At 36.9% G+C, this 22324-nt stretch carries 34 protein-coding genes and 1 pseudogene; 7 read left to right on the top strand and 28 right to left on the bottom strand.

Annotated features, from left to right (window positions below):
- The 27 genes and pseudogenes from MKZ09_RS34115 to MKZ09_RS33985 form a co-directional block, all read right to left on the bottom strand.
- On the bottom strand, positions 1-1950 hold the full coding sequence (locus tag MKZ09_RS34115) for a VirB4 family type IV secretion system protein (protein WP_076138885.1): 1950 nt from the start codon (positions 1948-1950) through the stop codon (positions 1-3).
- Complete coding sequence (locus MKZ09_RS34110; RefSeq protein ID WP_076138886.1) at positions 1947-3962, bottom strand: hypothetical protein; 2016 nt, start codon at positions 3960-3962, stop codon at positions 1947-1949. Before MKZ09_RS34110 ends, MKZ09_RS34115 begins: the two co-directional genes overlap by 4 nt.
- A gap of 15 nt (positions 3963-3977) precedes the next feature.
- Entirely contained in the window at positions 3978-6326 is a 2349-nt protein-coding gene (locus MKZ09_RS34105; protein ID WP_076138887.1) for a hypothetical protein, read from the bottom strand.
- The gene (locus MKZ09_RS34100; protein WP_076138888.1) at positions 6323-6643 is read right to left on the bottom strand and encodes a hypothetical protein; all 321 of its coding nucleotides are present in this window, start codon (positions 6641-6643) and stop codon (positions 6323-6325) included. Before MKZ09_RS34100 ends, MKZ09_RS34105 begins: the two co-directional genes overlap by 4 nt.
- Positions 6644-6712: 69 nt before the next feature.
- Positions 6713-7126, bottom strand: a complete 414-nt coding sequence (locus tag MKZ09_RS34095; protein WP_076138889.1) for a hypothetical protein — start codon at positions 7124-7126, stop codon at positions 6713-6715.
- Positions 7127-7173: 47 nt separating this feature from the next.
- The gene (locus MKZ09_RS34090) at positions 7174-7422 is read right to left on the bottom strand and encodes a hypothetical protein (protein ID WP_081386681.1); all 249 of its coding nucleotides are present in this window, start codon (positions 7420-7422) and stop codon (positions 7174-7176) included.
- Positions 7423-7436: 14 nt separating this feature from the next.
- On the bottom strand, positions 7437-8273 hold the full coding sequence (locus tag MKZ09_RS34085) for a metal-dependent hydrolase (RefSeq protein WP_076138891.1): 837 nt from the start codon (positions 8271-8273) through the stop codon (positions 7437-7439).
- 24 nt (positions 8274-8297) lie between these two features.
- Complete coding sequence (locus tag MKZ09_RS34080) at positions 8298-8999, bottom strand: EAL domain-containing protein (protein ID WP_076138892.1); 702 nt, start codon at positions 8997-8999, stop codon at positions 8298-8300.
- A 16-nt stretch (positions 9000-9015) separates the two neighbouring features.
- Complete coding sequence (locus tag MKZ09_RS34075) at positions 9016-10023, bottom strand: hypothetical protein (protein ID WP_076138893.1); 1008 nt, start codon at positions 10021-10023, stop codon at positions 9016-9018.
- A 219-nt stretch (positions 10024-10242) separates the two neighbouring features.
- Positions 10243-10395, bottom strand: a complete 153-nt coding sequence (locus tag MKZ09_RS34070) for a hypothetical protein (RefSeq protein WP_178944259.1) — start codon at positions 10393-10395, stop codon at positions 10243-10245.
- Positions 10396-10547: 152 nt separating this feature from the next.
- Positions 10548-10853 carry a hypothetical protein gene (locus MKZ09_RS34065; protein ID WP_076138894.1) on the bottom strand — a complete coding sequence of 102 codons (306 nt, stop codon included), beginning with the start codon at positions 10851-10853 and terminating at the stop codon, positions 10548-10550.
- Between the two features lie 181 nt (positions 10854-11034).
- Entirely contained in the window at positions 11035-11778 is a 744-nt protein-coding gene (locus MKZ09_RS34060) for a hypothetical protein (RefSeq protein ID WP_081386682.1), read from the bottom strand.
- An 11-nt stretch (positions 11779-11789) separates the two neighbouring features.
- Complete coding sequence (locus tag MKZ09_RS34055) at positions 11790-11921, bottom strand: hypothetical protein (RefSeq protein WP_341004424.1); 132 nt, start codon at positions 11919-11921, stop codon at positions 11790-11792.
- Positions 11921-12457, bottom strand: a complete 537-nt coding sequence (locus tag MKZ09_RS34050; protein ID WP_076138895.1) for an accessory gene regulator B family protein — start codon at positions 12455-12457, stop codon at positions 11921-11923. The genes MKZ09_RS34055 and MKZ09_RS34050 overlap by 1 nt, the downstream gene beginning before the upstream one ends.
- The gene (locus tag MKZ09_RS34045; protein WP_081386683.1) at positions 12454-13119 is read right to left on the bottom strand and encodes a hypothetical protein; all 666 of its coding nucleotides are present in this window, start codon (positions 13117-13119) and stop codon (positions 12454-12456) included. The genes MKZ09_RS34050 and MKZ09_RS34045 overlap by 4 nt, the downstream gene beginning before the upstream one ends.
- 704 nt (positions 13120-13823) lie before the next feature.
- A complete protein-coding gene (locus MKZ09_RS34040) occupies positions 13824-13982 on the bottom strand; it encodes a hypothetical protein (protein ID WP_179088974.1) in 159 nt (52 codons plus the stop codon).
- A gap of 69 nt (positions 13983-14051) precedes the next feature.
- Positions 14052-14297 (bottom strand): hypothetical protein, encoded by a 246-nt coding sequence (locus tag MKZ09_RS34035; RefSeq protein ID WP_076138896.1) that lies wholly within the window; start codon positions 14295-14297, stop codon positions 14052-14054.
- Positions 14281-14658, bottom strand: coding sequence for a hypothetical protein (locus MKZ09_RS34030; protein WP_076138897.1), 378 nt, complete (start codon positions 14656-14658; stop codon positions 14281-14283). Before MKZ09_RS34030 ends, MKZ09_RS34035 begins: the two co-directional genes overlap by 17 nt.
- A 223-nt stretch (positions 14659-14881) precedes the next feature.
- On the bottom strand, positions 14882-15067 hold the full coding sequence (locus tag MKZ09_RS34025; protein WP_076138898.1) for a hypothetical protein: 186 nt from the start codon (positions 15065-15067) through the stop codon (positions 14882-14884).
- Positions 15068-15139: 72 nt separating this feature from the next.
- Positions 15140-15427, bottom strand: a complete 288-nt coding sequence (locus MKZ09_RS34020) for a hypothetical protein (protein ID WP_076138899.1) — start codon at positions 15425-15427, stop codon at positions 15140-15142.
- Positions 15428-15467: 40 nt separating this feature from the next.
- The gene (locus MKZ09_RS34015) at positions 15468-15845 is read right to left on the bottom strand and encodes a DUF2538 family protein (protein ID WP_076138900.1); all 378 of its coding nucleotides are present in this window, start codon (positions 15843-15845) and stop codon (positions 15468-15470) included.
- Positions 15846-15859: 14 nt separating this feature from the next.
- Positions 15860-15994, bottom strand: a pseudogene (locus MKZ09_RS34010) (site-specific integrase); the annotation flags it as partial.
- Between the two features lie 24 nt (positions 15995-16018).
- Positions 16019-16204 (bottom strand): hypothetical protein, encoded by a 186-nt coding sequence (locus MKZ09_RS34005; protein WP_076138901.1) that lies wholly within the window; start codon positions 16202-16204, stop codon positions 16019-16021.
- 380 nt (positions 16205-16584) lie between these two features.
- Positions 16585-16833: a hypothetical protein gene (locus tag MKZ09_RS34000; protein ID WP_143761308.1), complete on the bottom strand. Its 249-nt coding sequence runs from the start codon at positions 16831-16833 to the stop codon at positions 16585-16587.
- A 72-nt stretch (positions 16834-16905) separates the two neighbouring features.
- Positions 16906-17061 (bottom strand): hypothetical protein, encoded by a 156-nt coding sequence (locus MKZ09_RS33995; RefSeq protein WP_178944262.1) that lies wholly within the window; start codon positions 17059-17061, stop codon positions 16906-16908.
- Between the two features lie 95 nt (positions 17062-17156).
- Positions 17157-17765, bottom strand: coding sequence for a recombinase family protein (locus MKZ09_RS33990; RefSeq protein WP_076138903.1), 609 nt, complete (start codon positions 17763-17765; stop codon positions 17157-17159).
- Between the two features lie 425 nt (positions 17766-18190).
- The gene (locus MKZ09_RS33985; protein ID WP_036681491.1) at positions 18191-18826 is read right to left on the bottom strand and encodes a hypothetical protein; all 636 of its coding nucleotides are present in this window, start codon (positions 18824-18826) and stop codon (positions 18191-18193) included.
- A gap of 200 nt (positions 18827-19026) precedes the next feature.
- Here MKZ09_RS33985 and MKZ09_RS33980 point away from each other — a divergent pair, with 200 nt between their 5' ends.
- The 7 genes from MKZ09_RS33980 (at position 19027) to MKZ09_RS33950 (ending at position 21875) form a co-directional block, all read left to right on the top strand.
- Positions 19027-19350, top strand: a complete 324-nt coding sequence (locus MKZ09_RS33980; RefSeq protein WP_036681493.1) for a hypothetical protein — start codon at positions 19027-19029, stop codon at positions 19348-19350.
- 163 nt (positions 19351-19513) lie between these two features.
- A complete protein-coding gene (locus MKZ09_RS33975; RefSeq protein ID WP_036681494.1) occupies positions 19514-19957 on the top strand; it encodes a sigma-70 family RNA polymerase sigma factor in 444 nt (147 codons plus the stop codon).
- Positions 19950-20117 (top strand): YvrJ family protein, encoded by a 168-nt coding sequence (locus tag MKZ09_RS33970; RefSeq protein WP_076099531.1) that lies wholly within the window; start codon positions 19950-19952, stop codon positions 20115-20117. The genes MKZ09_RS33975 and MKZ09_RS33970 overlap by 8 nt, the downstream gene beginning before the upstream one ends.
- A complete protein-coding gene (locus MKZ09_RS33965; RefSeq protein ID WP_076138904.1) occupies positions 20114-20338 on the top strand; it encodes a helix-turn-helix domain-containing protein in 225 nt (74 codons plus the stop codon). Before MKZ09_RS33970 ends, MKZ09_RS33965 begins: the two co-directional genes overlap by 4 nt.
- Positions 20335-21045 (top strand): ZIP family metal transporter, encoded by a 711-nt coding sequence (locus MKZ09_RS33960; RefSeq protein WP_076138905.1) that lies wholly within the window; start codon positions 20335-20337, stop codon positions 21043-21045. Before MKZ09_RS33965 ends, MKZ09_RS33960 begins: the two co-directional genes overlap by 4 nt.
- Positions 21046-21381: 336 nt before the next feature.
- Complete coding sequence (locus MKZ09_RS33955; RefSeq protein ID WP_179088975.1) at positions 21382-21525, top strand: hypothetical protein; 144 nt, start codon at positions 21382-21384, stop codon at positions 21523-21525.
- 29 nt (positions 21526-21554) lie between these two features.
- Entirely contained in the window at positions 21555-21875 is a 321-nt protein-coding gene (locus tag MKZ09_RS33950; RefSeq protein WP_076138906.1) for a type II toxin-antitoxin system PemK/MazF family toxin, read from the top strand.
- Positions 21876-21969: 94 nt separating this feature from the next.
- Here MKZ09_RS33950 and MKZ09_RS33945 read toward each other — a convergent pair whose 3' ends face one another.
- Complete coding sequence (locus MKZ09_RS33945; protein ID WP_076138907.1) at positions 21970-22188, bottom strand: hypothetical protein; 219 nt, start codon at positions 22186-22188, stop codon at positions 21970-21972.
- Between the last annotated feature and the right edge of the window lie 136 nt (positions 22189-22324).

The raw sequence follows: 22324 nt of genomic DNA, 5'->3' as shown, positions 1-22324 counted from the left end.
TTATATTGCTTCTTTTAGACCGCGAGTTTTGTAAAGAACGTGCTCATCTTCCGGAACATGCATAAACAACTCGTCATATTTCTTGTGATACTCTAAGACATAGCAATTCGTATCTTCATTTTCTCTAATCCTATCCTGTACTTCTTCTGGTACATCAGAGTGCTGAGATAACATCCGTACAGCAGAATGTTCCATATAGAAATACACCTTAACATTAGTGTTTTCCCACATACCAACACCTTCAGCTGTATCAAGAATAATAGCTGGAGTATTAGCCCCTAGTATCATCATTCCATTCCACTTACGTATGGCTGTATACCAATCAAATACAGCTTGTTTTAATTCTCTATTTTTTAATTGCCTTTGTCCCTCATCAACTAGAACCGCGCTGAAATATGCCCCTTCGAATCGAAGTTTTTGGATATTAGAATTTACCACATCAAAAGCCATGGACATTTTTAATTGTGCTAACTTAGCTTTTTCATCCTTCTCGTTCCCTTCAGTTTCTCCACTTCCTACCTTATAGACTACTAAAGGAGCATTCTGAAATGTTAAAGGTTCTTCAGACTCGAATACTCCATCATAAATTCCAATAAAATAGATTTTGATTTTGTCATATAATGATTTAGCATCATCATTCGTTTTTGCATCTTCCTGTACATCTCTAAAAAACGCATGAATAGTTGGTCGCTCACCAGAATATGGTCCGTCCCAAGTTTCTGGTTTATTTTTCTCTATACCAGCATTTTGGAATACTCGCCTAACAGCCTCACCAGCCTCGAATAGTTCTGTTTTCGTTAAACCATCAGCTAGCATAGAACAAGTACGAATACCAGTATCAATTGCTCTTTGATATCTTGAACGATTATACCTTACGCATTCTTCATCGATTTCTGGTATAGAGGGCATAATTGCTAGTGGTTCAAAGTATCTGCCAACATCAGCAGTATGATCAATGTATACTCCCCCGACTTCGTCGCATAAATCCCTCCACTCGCCGTCAAGATCGAACACAAATACATGTACACCTTCTTCTAACAAAGAGACAACTAGTGCTTTCAAAAAATAACTTTTCCCCTGTCCCGTTTTCCCCAAAACCATCAAATTTTGAGCTCTAGGGTCATTAGGGTCACACAAGTTAATAAAACAAAAACCACCGTCCTCTGTGCGCCGACCAAAGTATAACCCTTGACCATCACTAAAAGATCCACTAGTAAATAGGTATGTTCTTGCTGCAACTGAATCAGTAATAACGCGCCCATAGTGATGCTTATTAAAGAATTCACCGGAGGGTGATTCTTTATCTGACACAGGACTGGTTTGAATTAAAGCTTCTAGTTGTTCACTAAAAAGATTATCAAGTCTTCCATCTAGGTCATCGATCCAATCTCTCATATTTGATTCAGCTGCGTCCAGTTGATAAGTTGTTTCCGCAGATATGGTAAGGAAAGTACTGACCTCAACCAGCTTACTTTTCCCCTGTTGTATCGATTCCTGCAGAGATACTAAGGCATCTCTTGCGTCTATCTCAGATTGACGACCTGGATCTGTAATGGTCATTTCTGAAACGCTTTTTTCAAGTCGTTTATATTTATTTTTCATTGCCCAATTCCATTTAACATCTGATTTGATGTAGCGAATTGTTTTACGAAGAGTTGCCCCTTCTTTGGTGACTAACTCATCTAATTGATCAAGGTACCCTGCTACTATCTCAAGAGGGTATGACTCAATCATTACGACTCTTACAAAATGACCAGTTTTTGAATCTTTACCTTCCATAGTTTTAACTAACTTAGTGTTTTTCTCATCACCAGAGTTCACTAGAGTATGTTTTTTTTCCTTTGACCACTTCTTAATCAAACGTCCGCTATATGTTAATAGCTGTTTATCAACCTTGCTTTTTAGAGAAACCTTTTTAAGTGATAGCTTCTTTTCCTTCTGTTCTATCATTCTTCTACACTCCTTTCACTATGCACAAAAAAAGGACGCGCTTGCGGATCAATAGCAAGCGGTCGCCCTTGGAATAACATTTGATTTGCATTTTGAAAAAAAGGAATCTTCTTATCAATTTCTTTTTTGAAATGTTCTTTAACTAGTGCTGACATTTTCAAATCCATGTCCACATCTACTTGATTTAACCAAACCTCTCCCTTCCAATTGCTGACCTCCGTTTCCCAACGCATCCAATGGTGATAATCGGTGTCAATTATAGCTATAGTGTCATATTGGTTAGTTAAGTAACTCCGCCCTGGATAATTCCATGGTAGATCTATAACTACTGCTCCAACCCTTAACCTGGAATTTATTAAATTCTGAACTTCTTCAATCTCAGGAAATTCAAGTGGTGTAAAAATACTTAATCCTGAAACTTGGCGAGAACTCCAAGACTTCCACTTGGCGTACTCTCCATCAATTTGTAGTGGGTTTATTAGAGTTAAAGTACCAAAATGAGGCGAGAGATCAATTAGCGAAACAGTTCGCTCGTTGTCACTATTAGCAACAGCGATATTCGCAGCCACAAATGATTTTCCTGATGAGGTAGGAGATGTAAAGATATTCACTCCTACCAATTCTTTTGTGATTTTTCCGTTTTCTACAACAATTTCTTCTTCCTCAATCTCAATTGTGGACTCTACCTTAGAGCTCTTTTTTGGAAACATATAGATCAGTTTTTTTAATTTTGGAAAATGTAAATCTTTCAAATCCAATAATTTATGCTTAATGAAATTAAGATATTTGATTATTCTAATCATTATGGTCAAATTAATTACCGGAACAACAATGTCTTCACTTTCTACAGAGTCCGCTTTAGATTCGTTATTTTCCCCCACAGCATTGTCCTCCATTGTTACTGCAGCCTCATTATTAACACTCAAAATTTCCGGATCCTCCCCATGTTCTGGCTGAAAAATAAAATCATCTTCATTTTTCCTGAGATCTATATCATTTGTTGGTATAACTGCATCTTCCCTTTGTCCTTCGATAGCCAATACAACGGATTCAATTAAAGATTTTTGAGAATTAGAAGGTTCATCGTTTGTTTCTTCCTCTTCTTCTTCCTCTTCCCATGTACCTTGTGAGGCTTTCCATTCTTCCCAAACCGTTCGATCCCAGTGACGACTTGTAAGCTCAGGAATTGAAAATCCAGATATTATTGTACACTCATGACCACTTTGTATAAGCCCGTTAAGTACCCTATCTTTCCTTTGACGCAATTCGGCAATCAATCTATGCCTTTTTAACTCTGCTTTAGACAAACCCTTAGGTTCATCCTCTCTTTGGCGAATCGTGAGGTCGAATTCACTGATAGACAAACGTATAGTGTATTCACTTCTTTTTGCAGAACCAGACTTCGCTAATTCTTCAAACAGCTGAAGCCTCTTTACTTTTCTCCGCTCAATACCTTCAGATACACTTCTTTTTTCCTTTTTCACATTCCATATCTCATGCCTGAAATCAGGAATTTGTTCTTCTGTAATATCACATTCAAACCCTTCCCTCACCAATGATCTTAGAAAAGTTTCAAATCCACCGATTCTTTGCTTTTTTTGAGAAAAGACAGCTGTTTCCCATGGCGGTGATTGGACGTTTAGCATAATGTGAATTGTTTTTCCACTTCTATAAAACCATCCATCTTCTGTAACCCCCAATAAAGAATCCATACTATCTCCAGATCCTTCTTTTGGGTGCTTGATATAATGTGTCAAACGTCTAAAACGATAGGACCATTTTAGGATCCTTGACATCAGAATGGTAACAAAAACTGTAATTAGCCATAACAGCTTTATGATAAAGGATATGGGTAATAGGAATACCGTGGTACCCATTAAAAATGTAACCCCAATGATCCAACCTATGTCACTCACTGAAAGTCCCATAAATTGAATGTCTTCTCGTATATCAGCAAACATACTAGCGCGGAGCAATTCGTTTTCTCGCTCTTGATAAGATTTTTCGGTCACCTTTACACCCCCAATTTAACTTTTATGCTTGTTTATCATTTCAGCTTGGAAGTTCTCAAAACTCCCCATGTCCATTCCCGGTATGGGTGCTTGACCATAACTTACAGGTTCTCCGTCAACAATCACTTTGATATTCCCTTCTCTTGTTCTCCAGTACGGTGTTCTTCCATCCCTAAACTCTTCTAATGCTGATTTGAATGCTTGCTCAAGATCTTTCTTTACGATTACATAGGTATCTTTTGAATTAATTTGCAAACCAGCAAGTAGATCTTTATTTTTGCTTTTTAATTTAATATGTTCTTCAAGTGCCGGCATAAAACGATTGCCTTTTGGTAAATCCAATCTAACTAGATCCACTGGTTTGGCTAGTAATTGCTTAAATACTCCTTCAGCTTCAGTTACATGTTCTTCCGGAATCCAAAGGGCACCATTATCCAAACGAATTTTAGAAACCCACGGCATTTTGTCTACTTGTTGATTCAGCTGCTTATATGCTTCTTTTGCAACATCTGCTGAAAGAGCAGCTTTTCGGTAAGTCGGTAACAGGTTTTTTACTTTTTTAAGCTCTGATTTTGATGCTTCCGAACCATCAACATGCGTTTTTAGAGTCTCGGTATCAATAAACAGACCATTTTTATAATATCCTCGCTGTACATCAGAGGTTGTAAATAACATTTCTCCATTGATTCTTTCCTTTATTTCCCCTGTATCCCCTTTAAGAGTAAGCTTACCTTCCCTTGCATTCCAATTAATTCGTTCACCATATTGGGGTTTGATTTCTTTAATCAATCTGGACATATCTGCTCTTTCACTGTTCTTTATATTTATAACTTCAGCGTGTTCAAACTTGTCTTTTTGCAGCGTTTTAGCAACTGTTTGATTACTTTCAATAATACGATCATCTTCAAGTTCCAAATGACCACTATCAACAGATACCATAGTCCCTGTTGAGACTAAAGCTTCCGGTTCAGTATATTTCACTCCTTGGATCGACTCTGATATTCCACCTGTTAATTTTGAAGCAACCCGATTTCTACGGGTACCTTTTTGTTGAGTCTGCATTCTTTTTCCCACTTCAGCAATACGACTGCTTTTTTGCTTCAAAGAAAGCGAACCTTTTTGTAAAGAATCTGCCCCTAATCGTTTACCGACACTGTTCATTGCTGTACTTGTTCTTTCCCCCATTTCCCCCAATTTTTCAATCGTGGCTCCCCCATTTAAAGTCATTGGTCGTTTAATAGCTCTGAAAAGTGGTCTTACCCAAAACACGAATATTAATATTACTGTGACCAAAATGCTTAAGATCATAAAGACTAAAGGCGATACTCCTATTTCGCTTGAAAATCCAGCCCCCTCACCATAATCTGTCTGAAGACGAACAAATATTCCATACTGGATAGCTGATATAAGCCCTACCAGTAAGGTGCGAATATATATATTTATGAATCCAATCAGTGTTTCAATTTTTCCGGAATATGCAGTGTATGAAATCCAAATTGCAACGAAAATAGCCATCATCATCAATACTAGAACCTTCAAAACAGATATAAAGAAAAGAGGTACTACTACTATGGTGACAAACATCAGCAATGTGAATATTCCACCCTCTGTTGCAACAACAATCTCACCTAAGGTTTTACTGGCATATATAGCGTCCGTAATTCCATCAGCCCCAAGAATTAGGGACTTTAAGATTTGATCACCTTTTAATCCTTCATATAAAATATCAGTTGTACCTATAATTCCAGAAAGAAACTTTTGTGTAATCCAATTCATTAAAACATTCAAGAAGTTTAAAACCGTTAAACTCAATAAGCATGCTACGAAGCTTACTATAAAAGCTTGAAGCATCTTCTTAAGATCCTTTTTCCCATGTATAACATTCCAGGCTAAAACTAGTGATCCAGCCAATATTGCAGCCAAACCTATAATTGAAAATATTGACCAACCAGAATAGACAAGTGATATCTCAGCTACTCGCGGTGAGAATAAATAACTCTTAGCAAAAGCACCATATAAAGGACTCATCATCTCATCAACCCATGAAACAATTAGACCTTCTATAGCATCGTGTATTAACTTTCCAGACATTAAATCCTTGAACGTTTGGTTCATTTGTTGAAAGTCTTCCATTAAGGCAGATACCCATTCAGGCATATACCATGGATTATCCTCTTTAATAGGTTCACTTACCCCAGGTCCAGGTGTTACAGATGGATTAGGAGTAACAACAGGTGTAGCTACCGGTGCATTCGGTGGATAATTGGGAACAGGCGCAACAGCAGCCGCGAGAACAACATTAGACGAAACAAAGTTTAAAGTTAAAACTATCACAAGCATATAAAGTATTGATTTTATTTTCATTTAACATTCCACCCCATAATCTGCAGAAAGTTAGTTAATTTTTCGAATACAAGGAGCAAAGTGCCTGACATAAAGAGAAAAATAATTAATAATGAAATGATCATCCTTTTCCAAAATCTAACATCATTTATGCTAGCCTTTGCTTTCCTTACATTAATCAAGAATATAATAATTTTTATAATCCAATAGACAAACGCAGCGGTACATATTATTGTAGCTGCTCCACCTACCAACAATAGAAACCAGTCTAATGCTGTAACATCAGATTGTTTAATAGTGTATATTTTTTTCATCTGATCAATATAATCCTTATCCAATTCACCACCGCCTACGATTCAAGATAAATAAAAGGCAGATCCCCTCTCGGGAATCTGCCTTTTTTAAAATTATTTAGCTGGAGTACTTATCTCGTTTGTACCTATATCCTGTTTGCTTGTCCAATCGTATACGTTTTCTAATACATTCAAGAAAGCGCCTGAAGTGAACAAGAACACTATTAGAAGTGTAATCGCAAGTTCTATCCAAAACTTCTTGTCACCCAAGCTTGCTTTAGCTCTTCTTACTTTAATTAAATACTTAACAACATCAACAATACACCATACTAGCAATGCAATTATAGCAAGAGTAAGGGGAATCATGATGATATAGAATAGAAAACCCAAACCATCTAATACTTTCCAGTTGAATTTCAACATACTTTTCATTTTTGTTACTGGGTTTTCATCATCCGCATATGCTACAACCGGTAAAAGAAACACAATTAAAAAGAGAAGTATTGAAAAAGCTTTACTTCTTTTCATAAAAAAAACCTCCCCATTATTCATTTTAAATAAATATTCTTGGTACCTTATGATATATTCTTAGCTTGTCCATAGTGGCAGCACCCCGCATATCTCCAACCATCTGGAGTTTTTATTAGAGTTAGATAAAGATAATGTCCCTCAACAATGCCTTGAGGCTCACCAATTTGGATTAGATCCCCTGTTAATATAGATGGAGATACATTGGTGAAATGATTTACCATCTCCTCATCCACTAAATCATTTACATTTAAATATTCTCTTAAATTACCTGTCCAATTTTTGTATGTTTTCAATTTTATCTCCTCCTTTATTGTAAAAAATTGAGTGTCTTAAAAAAGGTTACGTTAGGTAATGCCTGATTTGTAAGTATGATCACCCATACAATTAGACTAGAGCACCAGCAAATACGAGATATCCAGCGTTCAACTGTCCCGCCATTTGAAAAGAGATGTAGACCAATTTTAAGCTTTGGAATTATTAACGAGTGAATACCGTCACTGCCAAAACAATCTCCAACTAAATGCGCCCACCAACCGGTTAAAAAACCGATTGCCAAAATTTGAACGGTGTCAGATTGTTGGAATGAAAATGAAATAATACCTAGACTCATCACAATTGCATACTCTGGTGTATGAATTATCCCTCTATGTTTGACTACAGGTAACATCAGAAATCCCAATCCAGCAAAGGCAGTTATCCAATGCAAACCATACAAACTATACATAGCTAACAGAGTTATACCGACTCCACTTAAAACAATATTTCTCATATTGGCCAACATAAAAAATATCAAACTTCCCACAAGACATATCAGCGCATTTTTAGCAGCTGGTAGAACGCTTAAACGCCAGTCCCCTTCATATAATTTCAACGCCAGAAGGATTACCCCAACAACAAGCATTAATACTGAAACAAGTCTAAAGAACCGCCTTTTTTGTACAGAAAATTGAATATGTTGACTTGCGGTACTTGTTTTGTGATCTAAATCTGGTGCAAGTCCTCCTGTAATTGCAGCACCAACACTTAGTATAAGAAGAGGTCCAATATATTCGTGTGATGGGTTCCAGAGTTTGCTATGCAACGCTGTATAGAAGCTTAATGATCCTGCTATCGCAGCGAGAGCAACATGCCCTTTTTTATTCATATTTATCACCTCCCCCCATGTTTATTAGAGACGAAAAAAACGATCTCCCGATATTTGGAGATCGCTTTGACTATCAATTATTATCTTTGGATCATCCGGTCTCCCTAAATAGTATCCTTGTGCAAACCGCACGCCAATTTTCATTAGTTTCAATAATTGATTTTTTGTTTCAACTCCTTCTGCCACAAGCTCAATACCCAATTCAGAACACATATCAAGAATGTATTTAACAATAATTTCTATTCGGGGATTTGTATCCACTTGTTCGATTAATGTTAGATCCAATTTTAACCATGTGGGCTTGAACCAATCTAAAATTAGTCGATTAATATTTGAAAAACCAACCCCGAAATCATCTATAGCAAATCTAAATCCACGATTAGCAAGATCCATTAATGAATCGCGTACCGGATTAGTGATTTCCGTTACCTCAGATACCTCAATAATTACTTTATTGGGATCTATGTCAGCTAATATAATCCCACCATGTTCAAAAGTTTCAGAACGAATATTAATAAATAATTTCTGATCTGGCTTCAATAATGGAATTCCTTTATTGATAGACTCACAGATTGCCCATTTATCAAACTCCACTCTATTACCAGCATAATAATCAAATATTTCAGATGCTGTTTCTCCAGAAACACCACACACTGTAGATTCAAAACCTATATTTCGATCTATGATAATATCTCTAATTGGTTGAAAAAGAACCTTCTTTAACATATCCTCCCTCCTTAAATCACATATTAAAAAAGCCGAACTTCTTCTTGTATTTTTTTCCGGATATAACCGAACCCAATATACCCTCTAACACCTGATCACTATCTAGTTGTGTTTTATATACATCAGAATGCGGTGGAATTGAGAACACCAGCCGATCTTTCAAACAATCAGCCGTCTCTTCTCTACTACTTTCACTTGCAAGAGGCAATACAATTTTCCATCGATCTTGGCGTGTGGTTGAATGCCTTTGACAAAATTGCAGCAGTTCAACCATTCGCCATTCGGCACCAGAGGCACAAAGAATTGGAACCTTTGCTTGATTAAATAGTTTGAATGTGGCATCTGAATTTAGGCTACCTAAATCCATAACAAAAAAACGAAAGTTTTCAGTAGCAGCCTCCGCTAATTCTGAGGGTATCCCTGAGAAATAGGTTACATCATTAATTTCGAAACGCGATTTATTATTCACCTCACCCCGTTGAATATATTCTAAATACCTAAAACATGGTCTTGTTCCTCCTTCCCACAAAGCCACCTTTGTTTTAAAATTCTTCGCTAGAAAATTTGCTACAAGCAAAGCAGTATGTGTTGATCCAGCACCTTCATAGATTCCTCCCACAGCAATAACAATTGTCTCCTCACTGACATCATTCATTACAAATCGATTGTTAGGAATAGGAATTAACACTTCTTCTTTCGCAATGCCCATAATTGGCGAAACCTGAAGCTCAGATAATTTATCCTGCCAATCCAGCATAGTCCATACAGACGTTGCACCTTGAGAACTCCAATATCTCGTTTTATGTGCGGAATCTTCTGTACAAACCACAATTATTGGACAAAAAGCATCTTCAGCTGAAATTAAAGAGACTGCTTCGCTTGCCATAGACTCTTCAACTAGTAAATAATCAGGGCTTAATACTACTGTCAGTTCCTTTAACTCGTCCAAAGATTCACATTTGCGAATTTTTAGACTCGGAGAGTTTAATCTAGTAGGGTTTAAACCATACAACAAAACATTCAATTTCAGAGCACCTCCTAAATAAAATAAATACAAAAAGGGTCACCTAATTTGCTAGGTGACCCCTCTATCCATCTCTAATAGCTTAACACAGTTTTTATATTTCAACGTACTCAAAAAGTATGATAGAAGTATGATCTACAAATTTTATCTCTAATTGTTGTTCAGTTAGCTCCCTGTGCCTTGAATGGCTGAGTATTAGTGGGTTTCATTGGTGTCACACTACTCCTTATTGCCTGATAGGGTTTCAGGGATTACTATATCCGTTAAGTAATGCTCAATGCCTCTTGCTGTAGCCTCGACTTGACCAGGCGTTGTTTCATAATTTTCAGTGATATACTCCACTAAAAAGCGATAAAGTTTACTGTTTGACATGTTTACTTCCTCCTTAGTTACTGTAAATGTAATAGTTCAAACGAACCAATCGATGGCGCATTGATCCAAAGATCATTAATCGGTTACACGCAAGTTATTTAACAAAATAACCTAGCTGCTTAAGCAACCAGGCTGTAAAAATTTCGTTTGATTTATGCTAGATTTTTCCTTTCACTTCCGGATTTATTATTCGTTTTAAAAAGATCTATTTCTAGACCTTTTCTATTTTTACTTAACTGCACTCCTTCTTTGAGTCCTAACTCATAACATATATCTATCACTTCCCTGGTATGACTCAAAAATATATCTTCTAAGTTAAGTATGATTTCTGAAGGAACTGATGTTAACGATTGTATACTATCCATAAATTCCTTATATCGATATCCACCTTCGTTCTCCAGGATGCCATCAAATATTTTCGCAGTTCTCATTTCTATGACTTGCTGTATTATTTCCACTATTGCATTTCCCCTTCACATGATCACTTGTACCTAGTTAATTTAGCATAGAAACTTTGTGTAATATGTCGAATAATGAACGCCTATTTTGCAAATCAATACTAGTATCGATTTATCTTGTAATCTAAGCTCGACTTGTGGTAAAATTCATGATTTTTCCAAACAAAAAAAGCCACAGCATTTAGTGAGGCTTTTTGATCAAGTGATATACAATATCTTTTTTGTATTTTGCCATGTCAGTAGTTGACCCATCTAGGAAGTGCAAGATCAAAGCGAATTTATTTTCTTCTACATAATCCACAAAGTTCAGATTAACTAACTTACCAGTATCTAACATTAAGTAATCATTAAAGACAGCTCTGCATGCCTCTAGAGTTAACATCTCGCTGAAATTTCCGAACATTGTGTGAAACAGGGGAACATGATAGTTTTTTTTAGGTTCCCACACATCGATAAATTTAATGTGTTTTTTGTCGAAATATGTAACTTCCCCTGTTTCTTTCCCCTTCTCAACTTTTGTGCCTATCAAGAATTCATCTTTCGCTTGCAATAATCTACTATTGTTTTTCGAACAATCCTTTAAATTTTTCACAAGATTTCTCTTGTATTTTGCCATATTAGTAGTCGAACCGTCCACAAAATGGAGAGTGAGTGCAAATCTACTCTCAGTCACATCTATCACAGAATCCATATTAACCAACTTACCTGTATCTGCTTGCAGATATTTCGGAAAAGCTACTTTACATGCTTCCAATGTGGTTAATACCCCATACATTTCAGAGCCACTATGGAATCTAGGAACATGATAATTTTTTTTAGGCGACCATATATCAATATAATTTACACTCTTTCTCTCTACAAAAACTACGTTACCCGTTTCTTTTTCATTAGCAATTCCTATACCTAATATTAATTCATTATCCATTTTGACTCATTCTACTTTTTATCAGAAATCCCAATTAATAATTTCTTTAGATCTTCAGGCATCGGTTGATTTCCCAAAAAAGTTTTTTCTTTAGGTCCATTTTTAATTGCACTTTTTTCCAACATTACAGATATCTTTTTCATCAACATTTCCCCCATAATTTTCTAGCACCTCCTTTCCACGGCAGGATTAATATTGCTTGTAAGAAAAAAACCAATGAAACTGCAGATAATTGAATATAGAAAGCTATTATAACTAACGCTATAGATATTATTTTTGCTTTCCTCATCCATCCCTCAGGATGGATGTTACCAGTAAATACATTAGGTGCATAAAATAAATATATTATTAATGAAATACTTAATAAGAAATCAGTACCAAACGCACTCAGCCTAACCATAGGCACAAAAATAAAAATAGCTACAGAGCTTATAATACAAGACAAATAGCTTTTCATGTGAAGTCCACCTGAGTACTTTCTTATACAAACAAATGAAATCATTGCTACTGTCGAAAAAATTAAAGTACCATTTATGTAACTCAATAAGAGAGTCAATAAAATAATTATGTAATTATTCAATTTACGACCTATTTCATAAGCCATAATATCAATACTAACAGTCACAGATTCAAATTGTTTTATCTTAGAAGCTATTAAAAGTGCCAATCTTTCAATCATCCTTGCTGATCTCTTTTCTGTGAAAAGTAATAAGATATGCTATAGACTATCAGAAATGATGGAATAAGAAAAAAAGCATAGAAGTTAAAAGTTATAACCAAAGCTAATGATACGCCTACTAGAGTTGATAAAGTGGTTAATAATAGAGCCTTGTTTTCCCCACTAAAATAATCCTCTTTAATGCTGAACTGATGCGGAGGTCTAATAATAAAAGAAAATCCCCATCCAAATAAATGAAATAAAAACGCCGCCAAATATGAGACGATAATAGATAGTATTTGAATTAACTGTATCTGGAGATCACGGGTTTGAAAGACTACATTATACTCTAAAGTTCCTGCGAAAATAAATCCATATAATATAAAGAGTTGAACTATAATATATGCATTTAGACTGGCACTGGTTATTAATGAACTATAAAACAGCTTTATTTTTAGACGATATCTAAAAAATAGAATGAAGAATATCACTTGTATAGGTAGATCTAATGTTGGTATACCTATGACTATTCTCATTAAATAAGAGAACAACGATACTCCTAAAGACATTAACGCTATGTCTTTTATGTATTCTCGAAATGGAAGTCTGTAAAGTTTAAGGGCTAAAATAATTACTGCAGATGCATCAAATACTCCTAATAATAAATAAATCATTGTGCTCAACTGATAAATCACTTCTCTCTATTTTTATGATTAACAAAACAATTATATAGGTCATTTGCACCATTTTGAACTATCATTTTTCACATATATCTCGGAAAAAAATTATAATTTGTAAGATTTACAAGTAACAGGTTCCGGAGTCTTCAGCTGCTTACCTAACTATCTGCAGGTTCCGGATCTGTGCATTGTTCCTGGCTAAGTGCCACAGCTTACCGCTGGATCCCCTGCAGCTGCAGCTCACGCTCTCCTGGATGCTGCTAGCCCAGGACCTTGTTACTGCTGGCATCGATCCGGAGTCTTCAGCTGCTCACCTAACTGTCTGCAGGTTCCAGATCTGTGCATTGCCCTGGCTAAGTGCCACCGCTCACCGCTGGATCCTCTGCAGCTCACGCTCTCCTGGATGCTGCTAGCCCAGGACCTTGTTACTGCCGGCATCGATCCGGAGTCTTCAGCTGCTCACCTAACTATCTGCAGGTTCCGGATCTGTGCATTGCCCTGGCTAAATGCTGCAGCTAATCGCTGGATCCCCTGCAGCTGCTACTCACGCTCTCCTGGATGCAGTCCAGCGCCCAGGATCACACTGAGTTACCTGAAGTTACGCAGATTCACATGAAATCTGCTTAAATAGCCTGATAGATTTGCATAAATTATTTCCATCACAACAAAAAAACCGCAAGCATTAAGCAGCGGCATTATTGCTATATTTATTTTATTTCATTGAACTTTTTACCATCCCAAATATATTTTTTCTTGGGAACATTAATCTTAGGAGCAACCTGTCTCCTTGCTCTAATTAAAAAGAATATTTCAGTTACTCCCAACGCAAACCCCACGCCAAAAACAATGTTTAACCATGTATCCATTCTGATACACTCTCCCGATTCAATATTACACTCCTTTATTCATTCTATAGTTCGGTGTCGTACTGCGTATCACCATTTAACTTCGATACCTTTAGTTACCCACATCTCAGATTCCAAGTCTTCCTTGACAGAACCCCTCGACGTTTCACCGTTATATGAATCTCTCATTACCTTAATCGCCTTGCGGTACGTATTGCATTCTTTATACAAAGGGCAATCTGATAATTTTATATATTTACCTGTTGCCCACTCATCATAAAGGCGTTTCAAAGCAATCTCATAAAAGGCGCTTAGACTATCAATTGCATGATCCATTCGTTTTCGCTCCTTTGGTATATGCATCATATTGTTCGGCCTCATCGGTTTGTGCAACATCCGTTTTAAAAACCATCATTCCATTTAAGGATAAGCCTAAAAAATCATTCGTTGTGTAAAACTGACCATCTTCAGCAATAAAGCCATTATGTACTTTACATATTTTCTTACCGAATTCTTCCCAGGCTTCCTTTGCTCCATGCTCATCGAAATCACTGCCCCATTCCCGTCTAGCCTTTGCAGATAGTTCTTCCCATTGCAAATATAAATGTTCAGCTCCATTTCCTATATCGCAAATTCTCTGCCACCCAGGATTAGCATGACACCATTCACTTGCAAGTTCTGCTGCTTTATAACCCATAGATATAATCCCCTTTGCTATATATTTCGTACTAAGCTCCATATATATTAAACGCTACGATAGCTGCTCTATAAGAATAGAAAAACTAGATCCTCCACAAAAAATGCCCCCACTATGTCACATTAATTGATTGTGTACCCTTTTGAAAGAGATCTACCAGGCTAGGCAAAAGAAAATAAAAAAGTTGCTAATGAACTCAGGCTGGCAAGTGTTTTCGCTGGAATTAAGCTTTTCCTTGTTCTTCATATACCTTATGAGCCGACCGGATCCATTTAAGTCTTTCCGGACCCTTTAAACCATAGGTTGTAAGGCAGAAATCAACGGCAGCTGCCAGCATTTCACCATTACTCAAAGAACCTTGCTGTTCTTTCCAAATTTTCAACCAATATTCATAAGAACCAACACTCATTTGATACACTTCCCTTATTCACTTTTATACTTCGCTATATGTGTCAAACATTCAGTGTCTTCGTACTGTTCACTATTTCGTTTCAGCTTTTTTAGGATTTTCGTATGCCTCTCTGATGAATCTCGTTATATGTTGGCAGGTTTCAGGTTCCATACCTGACAGCCAATCCAATGTACGAGCCTCTTCTCTTGTAAGCTTACGACCCATGCACTTTACAGCTGCATTCATCATTTCTTGGTATCTTGGGATTTGCCATTCTTCCAACTCAAACCCCGTATACGGCTTAGATTCATCATAATAATCCGTATCAATCCATATTTCCCGACCGCGATGATTCTTGCCTTTAAACTCAAGTTTCATATTTATTCTCCTTCGCTATATGCGATACGGTGTTCATGCTTTAGAGCTTTCCTCTAATCTTACATGCCTGTATAAAAACTTGAAAATGAGTGTCGTTCCATGTACTCAGACCACTATTAAGCCTAAATATTTCACCGTTATACATGTGCATCCCCGCAAATACCAAATGTTTGTATGGATCATCCATGTAAAAAATAGCATCGGATAATCTTTTAGTACTTTCATCATTCTCATCTTCCCAATGATGTACCCAATCAAAAGGAAGTTTTATGCTATGATCTTCAGGTATTCTCTTTAAAACTTCGGGTAACGCCAAGATATAACAAGCTACTTCATATTCAATACTGGGTAGGCTGCTTGCGTAGAAATTTAATAGAGATTCATAGTTCTTTCTATGGGCCTCATTAACAAAGAACATCAATAAACCCTCCCTCAAAGGTGAATTTCGCTAATCGCCTGATCAATTATGTCCTGATTTATCCCTATGTATCTCATCATGATGGATGGAGCTGAATGGTTAAATATTTCCTGCAGGAGAGCAACATCCTTTGTTTTCTGGTAAAAGTGAGTCTCATTATGAATATTCGATATTCATTTTGGACCTTTGTAAAGTGGCAATTCCAGTCCCATTAGCTCCATCTTGCTCCAATAGGATTCAGTCACTACTGCACGTAACAGTTCTGCGATATTAACGTTTCCACCGGATGCTTCAATATCATGTTCTAATGCCTTCCAAACGGATTCATGTAGTGTTAGATCAACGGACTTGGTAATCATTTATGCACGCTCCTTGTTCATTTTCTATACTTCGCTATATGCGTCAAACATTCAGTGTCTTCGAACTGTGCATCATGCCTTCTCAAATCCACCACAACTGACTAAGTCTTCTTCTAAAAATTCTGTTCTTGGTTCATGATAAAAAGGCTTAGATGTACAACAACGTTTTTCATCTTTCATATAGAAGAACCTACATTCCTCGCATCTATCAACATTTGCATCTGGACCTTCGTTATATATCTCAGCACAGTTCTTACTGTCTGGGAAAAAGAACATGCACGAATCGCCAGTTACTGAACATGTTGAACCGTTATATGCAGCTCAACCCACCTTATTCCCTCCATCGCCGTATGCGTCAACTTCGTACGGCGTAATAAAATTCAGTTCATAAAACGCCGCTTAAAAGTTCGGATCATATCTTTTTCATCTATCGTAGCGTGATTTGTGCAATATAAATATTGTTCACCCTGTTTCCATTCTTCATAAATATTATCTTTATACTTTTCACGGTCTGTCCAAATCTCAAATGATAGTGTTTTATACTCTTTGTCACCTAACATTACAGATGATTCAACTCGCACAAGCAAATTATTTTCATACTCCATGATTATCGTTTTAATTTCATCCATTTCCATGCACGCCCCTTTTTATTTAGTTTCTTCGCTATATGTGTCCTCTAACTAGTAAACTCGTAATATGCATTAAGCTTCAATCACTACATCATCGAATCTAGCGTCTTCTTTCTCCAGTTCGGCGAGTGACTTTCCTTCCGACTTTTCAGCACACGGATCACAGATATCCGTATAGAATGCTTCGTAATGGTCGAATAGGTTGCCACATTTGTTGCATGTATTCATTTATTTCAACTCCTTATCCCTCTAGCCATCATCCAGCGGTTAACAATCCCTTGACCCATAATAAAGTTGAGTGTTCAACATCCTTAAGAACTAAATTATATATTTGACTCTTCGTATTCCTTAACACGCCTATAGAAAGTAGTTCTTCCCATACCTACCATTTTCATAGCTGCAGTAGCTGTTATACTCCCTTCCTTCCATTGATTGTACACATCCAAAAATTTAGAATTGATTTCCTTCTTTGGTCTTCCGAAGGTTACGCCGGCTTCTCGCGCAACGTCGATACCCTCCGCTTGCCTTTGTCGATTTTTCTTACGCTCTTGTTCAGCCACGTAAGCAAGCATGCTTAGAAACTGATCTTCCAGTAGTTTCCCCAAATCTCCCATTTTCTTAAATTTTCGGCTATCGAACAAAATCTCATTGTCCAGGCAAACAATGTCCGCGCCGACCTCCCGCGTAATATATTTCCATTCGGAAATTATCCCGTCATAATCACGACCTAACCTATCTAACGCATCTAAGTACACCAAATCCCCCTCACGGATCATCAGGCGCATAGCTTGATAGCGTGGTCGCTCAAAATCCTTACCGCTTTGCTTTTCCACAAAAATAAACCGTTCCTCGATGCCCAACTGCCGAAACTTCACAAGTTGACGTTCCGGATTTTGATCTTTGGCTGATACCCGACCATATGCTATTTTCATTCCAGAAAACTCCTTAGTTCGTTTCAAAATGTGTATGTATATTTTGGAATATTCCTAAAGTTATTATACCACATTTTGGAACACAATAATAGACGTTTTTATAGTGTTCACAAAAGCATGCTTTTACGGTCATTGAGAATTTCCAAGAATATAATCGCCAGCGTTGCATATCCGAAAATGAAGTTTCCCCCTGCTTGACTACAAAGTATCGACATCGAAATTCCCAGAACCGGAAATAGTTCCTCTACAGGATGCGAGAATAATTCTATGTCAGCTGCTAAATTCTTGATTGTCACCTGAAAAGTCCATTAGAAATGGAAAAAAGCAACTCTTGCCAACCAATAGCTGGCGAGAGTTGCTTTTTTATTTCATTATCCTAACGAAAATGCAATCCAAACTACAGGGCACAATTAAGTCACACCGAATTATTCTAAGGGGCTTGAAAGTTTAGCAAATGCAGGTTTGTCAAATCTATCTCCTTGTATGAGCCATTTTCCGTTTTCATTAAATAAAGTTAAAGTCCCTTGTAACGGTACTCGATTACTTTCCTTATTCTCCTGATCCAATAAGATAAGGTCAGCTGTATAGATCAATTCAACCATATCTTTTTTCTGATTTGAAACCGTAAATTTTAGATTTTCTGATGTTACCGATGCCTGTTGTGCTTCTGCTACTTGTAATACCATAATTGTGTAGCGCGTATCCACGGCTTTTTCGGAAAAACCTTCTGTAAAGAATGATTTCATTTCTTCAGTTCGCTTTTGAATTGACTCTTCAGACAACAATTCATCAGAAGCTGTAACATTGTATTCTATATTCTTGTATATTTCGGCAACCTTAATGGCTTCATTTACGGCTTGTTCATCTGAAACAGAAGATGAGGGGTTCTGCGTAGCTGCTTGCGGTTCTCTTGTTGCTGCTTCTTCATCTGGAGCGACAGATGATGTGGGCGAGTTACCTGAAGCTGCGTTCGGGTCATTTGTGGGTGCTGCTTGACTGCATCCGGTCATTAGGACTACAGATAGCAGAGTCAAATAAAATAACCATTTCACTTTCTTCATTGTCTTAATTCCTCCTCCTTTTAGGATAACCTTACCATATATTACTTATTTCATCCAATTTAGTTCCGTAAATTTAAAGGTGGCTAAAATTTTTTAAAGTAACTGGTTGTATTTTTTTCTCATGAGATCTCTTTACTTAGTACAAGCACGATCAACTTCGGTTGACGTTCTTGAAACTAAATTGTATAGGAGAGATTACAATGGCTGAAAATCCATGTCCGGTCTACGGTAATGGTCACCACATGAAACCTTCGGGGTTGTCGCCCCGGGTAGTGGACCAAAATGGGAATAATGTTTCTGAACTTGCTGGCGGTTCTAAATACGAGTGCACGGGTTGTCATGAGTACATGATTGTAGCTGGGAAGCCTGATTACGGTCCTGGTTGGGCAGTTGATCATTATGTAACTCAGGGTGGCGTCATTTCTGCTCAAGGGCAAGCTGGGGTTTGGGTATTCACAATTAATAGAAGCTATCTTCGATATACTTCAGCTTCTACATTACCGGGGTACCTGTTCGTTTATTAAACTAATTTTAAAAAAGCAACTTGTTCTTTCGAGAGCAAGTTGCTTTTTTTTTTAGATTATATCGTCAATCGAATAGATGGTATAATAAAATGGGAACATTTGTTCTATTTAGGTTGTTTTTTTCTCCACTTACATCTCTTTATATAAAAAGGAGGGATTACACTTGTTAAGGAATGATTATCCAGAAAATAAAGAGGATAAAGATATGACCCTAGAAAAAAGATTTGTTGGCTATATATCGAGTCTGCTGCACTATAACTCAATTTATTTTGATAAAAAGAATAGGAAACACAATGAGCGCTTTTCAATGGTCTTGGATGAATCCGATTACTTGAATCATCCCGCCGAAAACAGCGTTGAATATTCAGATAATTTCTTTGAAGAGTTAGAGAACCAGATTAGCGATCCTTCTCTGTATGCTGCGTTTATCAACCTCACTGAGCGAGAACGCGAAATACTAAACTTTTCCATCGTACAGAATATGAAGGATAAAGAAATTGCCAATAAGTTAGGCGTATCTCAGCAGAGTATTTCTAAAACGAAAAAGGTTGCCTTAAAAAAATTACGAGAATCGATAAATAGAAAGGAAGGGAAAACAGATGGATGATGTTCCGTCCTGGGGACAAATCATTGCGAATGTTGGATTTCCGATAGGAGTAACTTTTTATTTGCTTATTCGATTTGAGAAGAAAATAGATGTACTGAGTGAGACAATGGGCAAACTCATTGAAGCTATTAAAAACAGTTCAACAGGAGGTCGAAAATGAACCAAGTCCATTTATATGAATTGATCGCACAAGCACAAGAAAATGACAAGCAAGCTATGATGGAAATTATCTATAGATTTGAACCCAAAATAAAAAAATCATTGCATCAAACCAGTTTTCAGAACCGGGATGATCTAAAGCAGGAGTTGATAGTCAAATTTATTGAAGTGGTTCATACTTTCAGTTTAGACGATGGGAAATTAGAGGTGATTTCCCAATGACATACGTTCTTATTTCTGCTGGGCTATTAGCTATTTCTGTTCTCTCAGGAGTGCTGATGAATTTTAAGAGTCAGTGGATCATTCATAATCATTTTAAAATTGTAGCGTTAAATATGAGTGTTCTGCTAACTTTTACGGTTATCGAACTCATTCCCTTAGCAGTTGATTTTTCACATGTTGGGCTTATTTTTATTGTTCTGGGAATTTTAATTCCCCTTCTCTTTCATCATAATGGACATAAACATGAAGAGGAACAGAAGTCGAAGTTGTCTATCAAATTCATGATGATGGGTGCATGCATCCATAGCTTTGTAGATGGAATGATTATAGCTACTGGATTTCTGGTGGATGAACATACGGGGATTGTGATAATTTCATCTATGCTTCTACATAAACTCACAGAAATAATTATGTTCTCGCTAATATTGTGTACGCTGGTTCGTGATTCATTCAGGCTGATTATATATTTAGTCAGTTTGAGTTTTTGTACGATACTAGGGATGATGGTTACTGCTGGTTTTATTGGCAGGCTTGAAAATATTGAGACCATTTCAGGTATAGCCATTTCACTTTCTGCTGGCATTTTCATATTTATGGCGCTAACAGCACTATCCAAGGTTGTGGAGTGTTCCAATTTAAAATATGCAAACTTCTATCCTTTTGTCGGCTGTGCTCTCTATTTTGGTCTTCATATCTTTCTCCATTAAGCTGATAATGAAATCGATTCATGAATGTGAGTACCTATGCCGGCGAATTTACATTTGAGGAATGGCTATAGGGTGGATTTTTGTACAAAACGATCTGTAGAGGTTCCCACTGTGGCAGATGCGAAGCAGCTCGTAGATTCCTTGTTCGTCACCTGATAGTACCCAGTGCATTTGAACAAAAATGTATGTTATACTTAAATTAGTAAGAGCGTTGTTTAATTTTTTCACAATAAATGGTTCTGTGTATATTTTATTAGCTTATGGGAGCACACTGTCAACAAGATTGTTTATTATCTTGGGGGTAATGAAATGTGTTTCAATGAGGAGGAAAATGATATGAGTACTGTTCAAGAAAGACTTAGTATTGCTAATGAAAAAGTGGATTCTGTAATTGACGATCTCTGGGCCAAAGGTGAAAAGAACTTAAAGAGATTAGAATCCGAATTCAAAAATCGAGTAGAGGGGAGCAAAAAGGATTAGCTACTTGCTAAATGTAGCATTCCCAATCTATGTACCATAATCGCGGAGATTTATATACAGTCCTTTATCCTTTTGATGATATGGACATTGAGAAATTAAGACCAGCTATAATCTTAGAAACCAAGGATAATCATTCTCTTGTCATTAAAGTAACCTCGCATGAGGAACGGAAAAATGATGGTGGGGATGTAAGTATCATCCATTGGAAAGAGGCTGGTCTTAGTTCTCCTTCTGTCGCAAGATGTTCTGACTTTGTTCCACTGCATCATGATAAAATCAAAAAATTTCTTGGTACACTACGACCTGAAGATATGATCAACGTTCTTGAAAAAATCTATCGTGACAGATAAGAAATAATACATACGCATAAAAAAGAAGCTAGCTGAATTCAGCTAGCTTCTTTTTATGTTCCCTAATATTGCTTAATGCAGTCCATGGTTTTGTTTATTTTGCTTTATAGCCTTCTTTTAACCTTTCTGCTACTTTCTCACGAAATACTGAAAAAGCAGTATCTTTATTATCTCCTTGATACCACATGTCTGTTATGATCCTAGAGGTTTCACTAGACCAACCCACCGTCCATATACCCGATATTTCATTAATGACCAGATAACCAGATTCTGAACCCCTTGTCATTCTCCATTCAAAATCATTAGTACTCATTCCGTCCCCGCCTTTATCTCTGAATATTTAGGGTTATATTGATTCAATCGGTGTAGACCATACGGGATCCACTACAGCTGTAGCTCATGCTCTCCTGGATGCAGTCCATCGCCCAGGATCTTGTTACCGCCGGCGA

This window comes from Paenibacillus sp. FSL R5-0908, assembly GCF_038006245.1.
Classification (GTDB): domain Bacteria; phylum Bacillota; class Bacilli; order Paenibacillales; family Paenibacillaceae; genus Paenibacillus_AQ; species Paenibacillus_AQ odorifer.
Note: the sequence above shows the minus strand (reverse complement) of the source record. Positions and strands in the feature narration are given on the sequence as shown.

Excerpts from the sequence above, each read along its gene's own strand:
- MKZ09_RS34050 (WP_076138895.1), bottom strand. The coding sequence starts at position 12,457 with ATGATTGAAAGATTGGCACTTTTAATAGCTTCTAAGATAAAACAATTT.
- MKZ09_RS34000 (WP_143761308.1), bottom strand. The coding sequence starts at position 16,833 with ATGGATGAAATTAAAACGATAATCATGGAGTATGAAAATAATTTGCTT.
- MKZ09_RS33995 (WP_178944262.1), bottom strand. The coding sequence starts at position 17,061 with ATGAATACATGCAACAAATGTGGCAACCTATTCGACCATTACGAAGCA.
- MKZ09_RS33980 (WP_036681493.1), top strand. The coding sequence starts at position 19,027 with ATGGCTGAAAATCCATGTCCGGTCTACGGTAATGGTCACCACATGAAA.
- MKZ09_RS33970 (WP_076099531.1), top strand. The coding sequence starts at position 19,950 with ATGGATGATGTTCCGTCCTGGGGACAAATCATTGCGAATGTTGGATTT.
- MKZ09_RS34030 (WP_076138897.1), bottom strand. The coding sequence starts at position 14,658 with ATGGGTTATAAAGCAGCAGAACTTGCAAGTGAATGGTGTCATGCTAAT.
- MKZ09_RS34020 (WP_076138899.1), bottom strand. The coding sequence starts at position 15,427 with ATGAAACTTGAGTTTAAAGGCAAGAATCATCGCGGTCGGGAAATATGG.
- MKZ09_RS34085 (WP_076138891.1), bottom strand. The coding sequence starts at position 8,273 with ATGAATAAAAAAGGGCATGTTGCTCTCGCTGCGATAGCAGGATCATTA.
- MKZ09_RS34070 (WP_178944259.1), bottom strand. The coding sequence starts at position 10,395 with ATGTCAAACAGTAAACTTTATCGCTTTTTAGTGGAGTATATCACTGAA.
- MKZ09_RS33960 (WP_076138905.1), top strand. The coding sequence starts at position 20,335 with ATGACATACGTTCTTATTTCTGCTGGGCTATTAGCTATTTCTGTTCTC.
- MKZ09_RS34035 (WP_076138896.1), bottom strand. The coding sequence starts at position 14,297 with ATGGATCATGCAATTGATAGTCTAAGCGCCTTTTATGAGATTGCTTTG.
- MKZ09_RS34040 (WP_179088974.1), bottom strand. The coding sequence starts at position 13,982 with ATGGATACATGGTTAAACATTGTTTTTGGCGTGGGGTTTGCGTTGGGA.
- MKZ09_RS34095 (WP_076138889.1), bottom strand. The coding sequence starts at position 7,126 with ATGAAAAGAAGTAAAGCTTTTTCAATACTTCTCTTTTTAATTGTGTTT.
- MKZ09_RS34005 (WP_076138901.1), bottom strand. The coding sequence starts at position 16,204 with ATGATTACCAAGTCCGTTGATCTAACACTACATGAATCCGTTTGGAAG.
- MKZ09_RS33955 (WP_179088975.1), top strand. The coding sequence starts at position 21,382 with ATGAGTACTGTTCAAGAAAGACTTAGTATTGCTAATGAAAAAGTGGAT.
- MKZ09_RS33965 (WP_076138904.1), top strand. The coding sequence starts at position 20,114 with ATGAACCAAGTCCATTTATATGAATTGATCGCACAAGCACAAGAAAAT.
- MKZ09_RS34080 (WP_076138892.1), bottom strand. The coding sequence starts at position 8,999 with ATGTTAAAGAAGGTTCTTTTTCAACCAATTAGAGATATTATCATAGAT.
- MKZ09_RS33945 (WP_076138907.1), bottom strand. The coding sequence starts at position 22,188 with ATGAGTACTAATGATTTTGAATGGAGAATGACAAGGGGTTCAGAATCT.
- MKZ09_RS33985 (WP_036681491.1), bottom strand. The coding sequence starts at position 18,826 with ATGAAGAAAGTGAAATGGTTATTTTATTTGACTCTGCTATCTGTAGTC.
- MKZ09_RS34055 (WP_341004424.1), bottom strand. The coding sequence starts at position 11,921 with ATGAAAAAGATATCTGTAATGTTGGAAAAAAGTGCAATTAAAAATGGA.
- MKZ09_RS34015 (WP_076138900.1), bottom strand. The coding sequence starts at position 15,845 with ATGTTCTTTGTTAATGAGGCCCATAGAAAGAACTATGAATCTCTATTA.
- MKZ09_RS33950 (WP_076138906.1), top strand. The coding sequence starts at position 21,555 with ATGTACCATAATCGCGGAGATTTATATACAGTCCTTTATCCTTTTGAT.
- MKZ09_RS34025 (WP_076138898.1), bottom strand. The coding sequence starts at position 15,067 with ATGAGTGTTGGTTCTTATGAATATTGGTTGAAAATTTGGAAAGAACAG.
- MKZ09_RS34105 (WP_076138887.1), bottom strand. The coding sequence starts at position 6,326 with ATGAAAATAAAATCAATACTTTATATGCTTGTGATAGTTTTAACTTTA.
- MKZ09_RS33990 (WP_076138903.1), bottom strand. The coding sequence starts at position 17,765 with ATGAAAATAGCATATGGTCGGGTATCAGCCAAAGATCAAAATCCGGAA.
- MKZ09_RS34060 (WP_081386682.1), bottom strand. The coding sequence starts at position 11,778 with ATGGATAATGAATTAATATTAGGTATAGGAATTGCTAATGAAAAAGAA.
- MKZ09_RS34115 (WP_076138885.1), bottom strand. The coding sequence starts at position 1,950 with ATGATAGAACAGAAGGAAAAGAAGCTATCACTTAAAAAGGTTTCTCTA.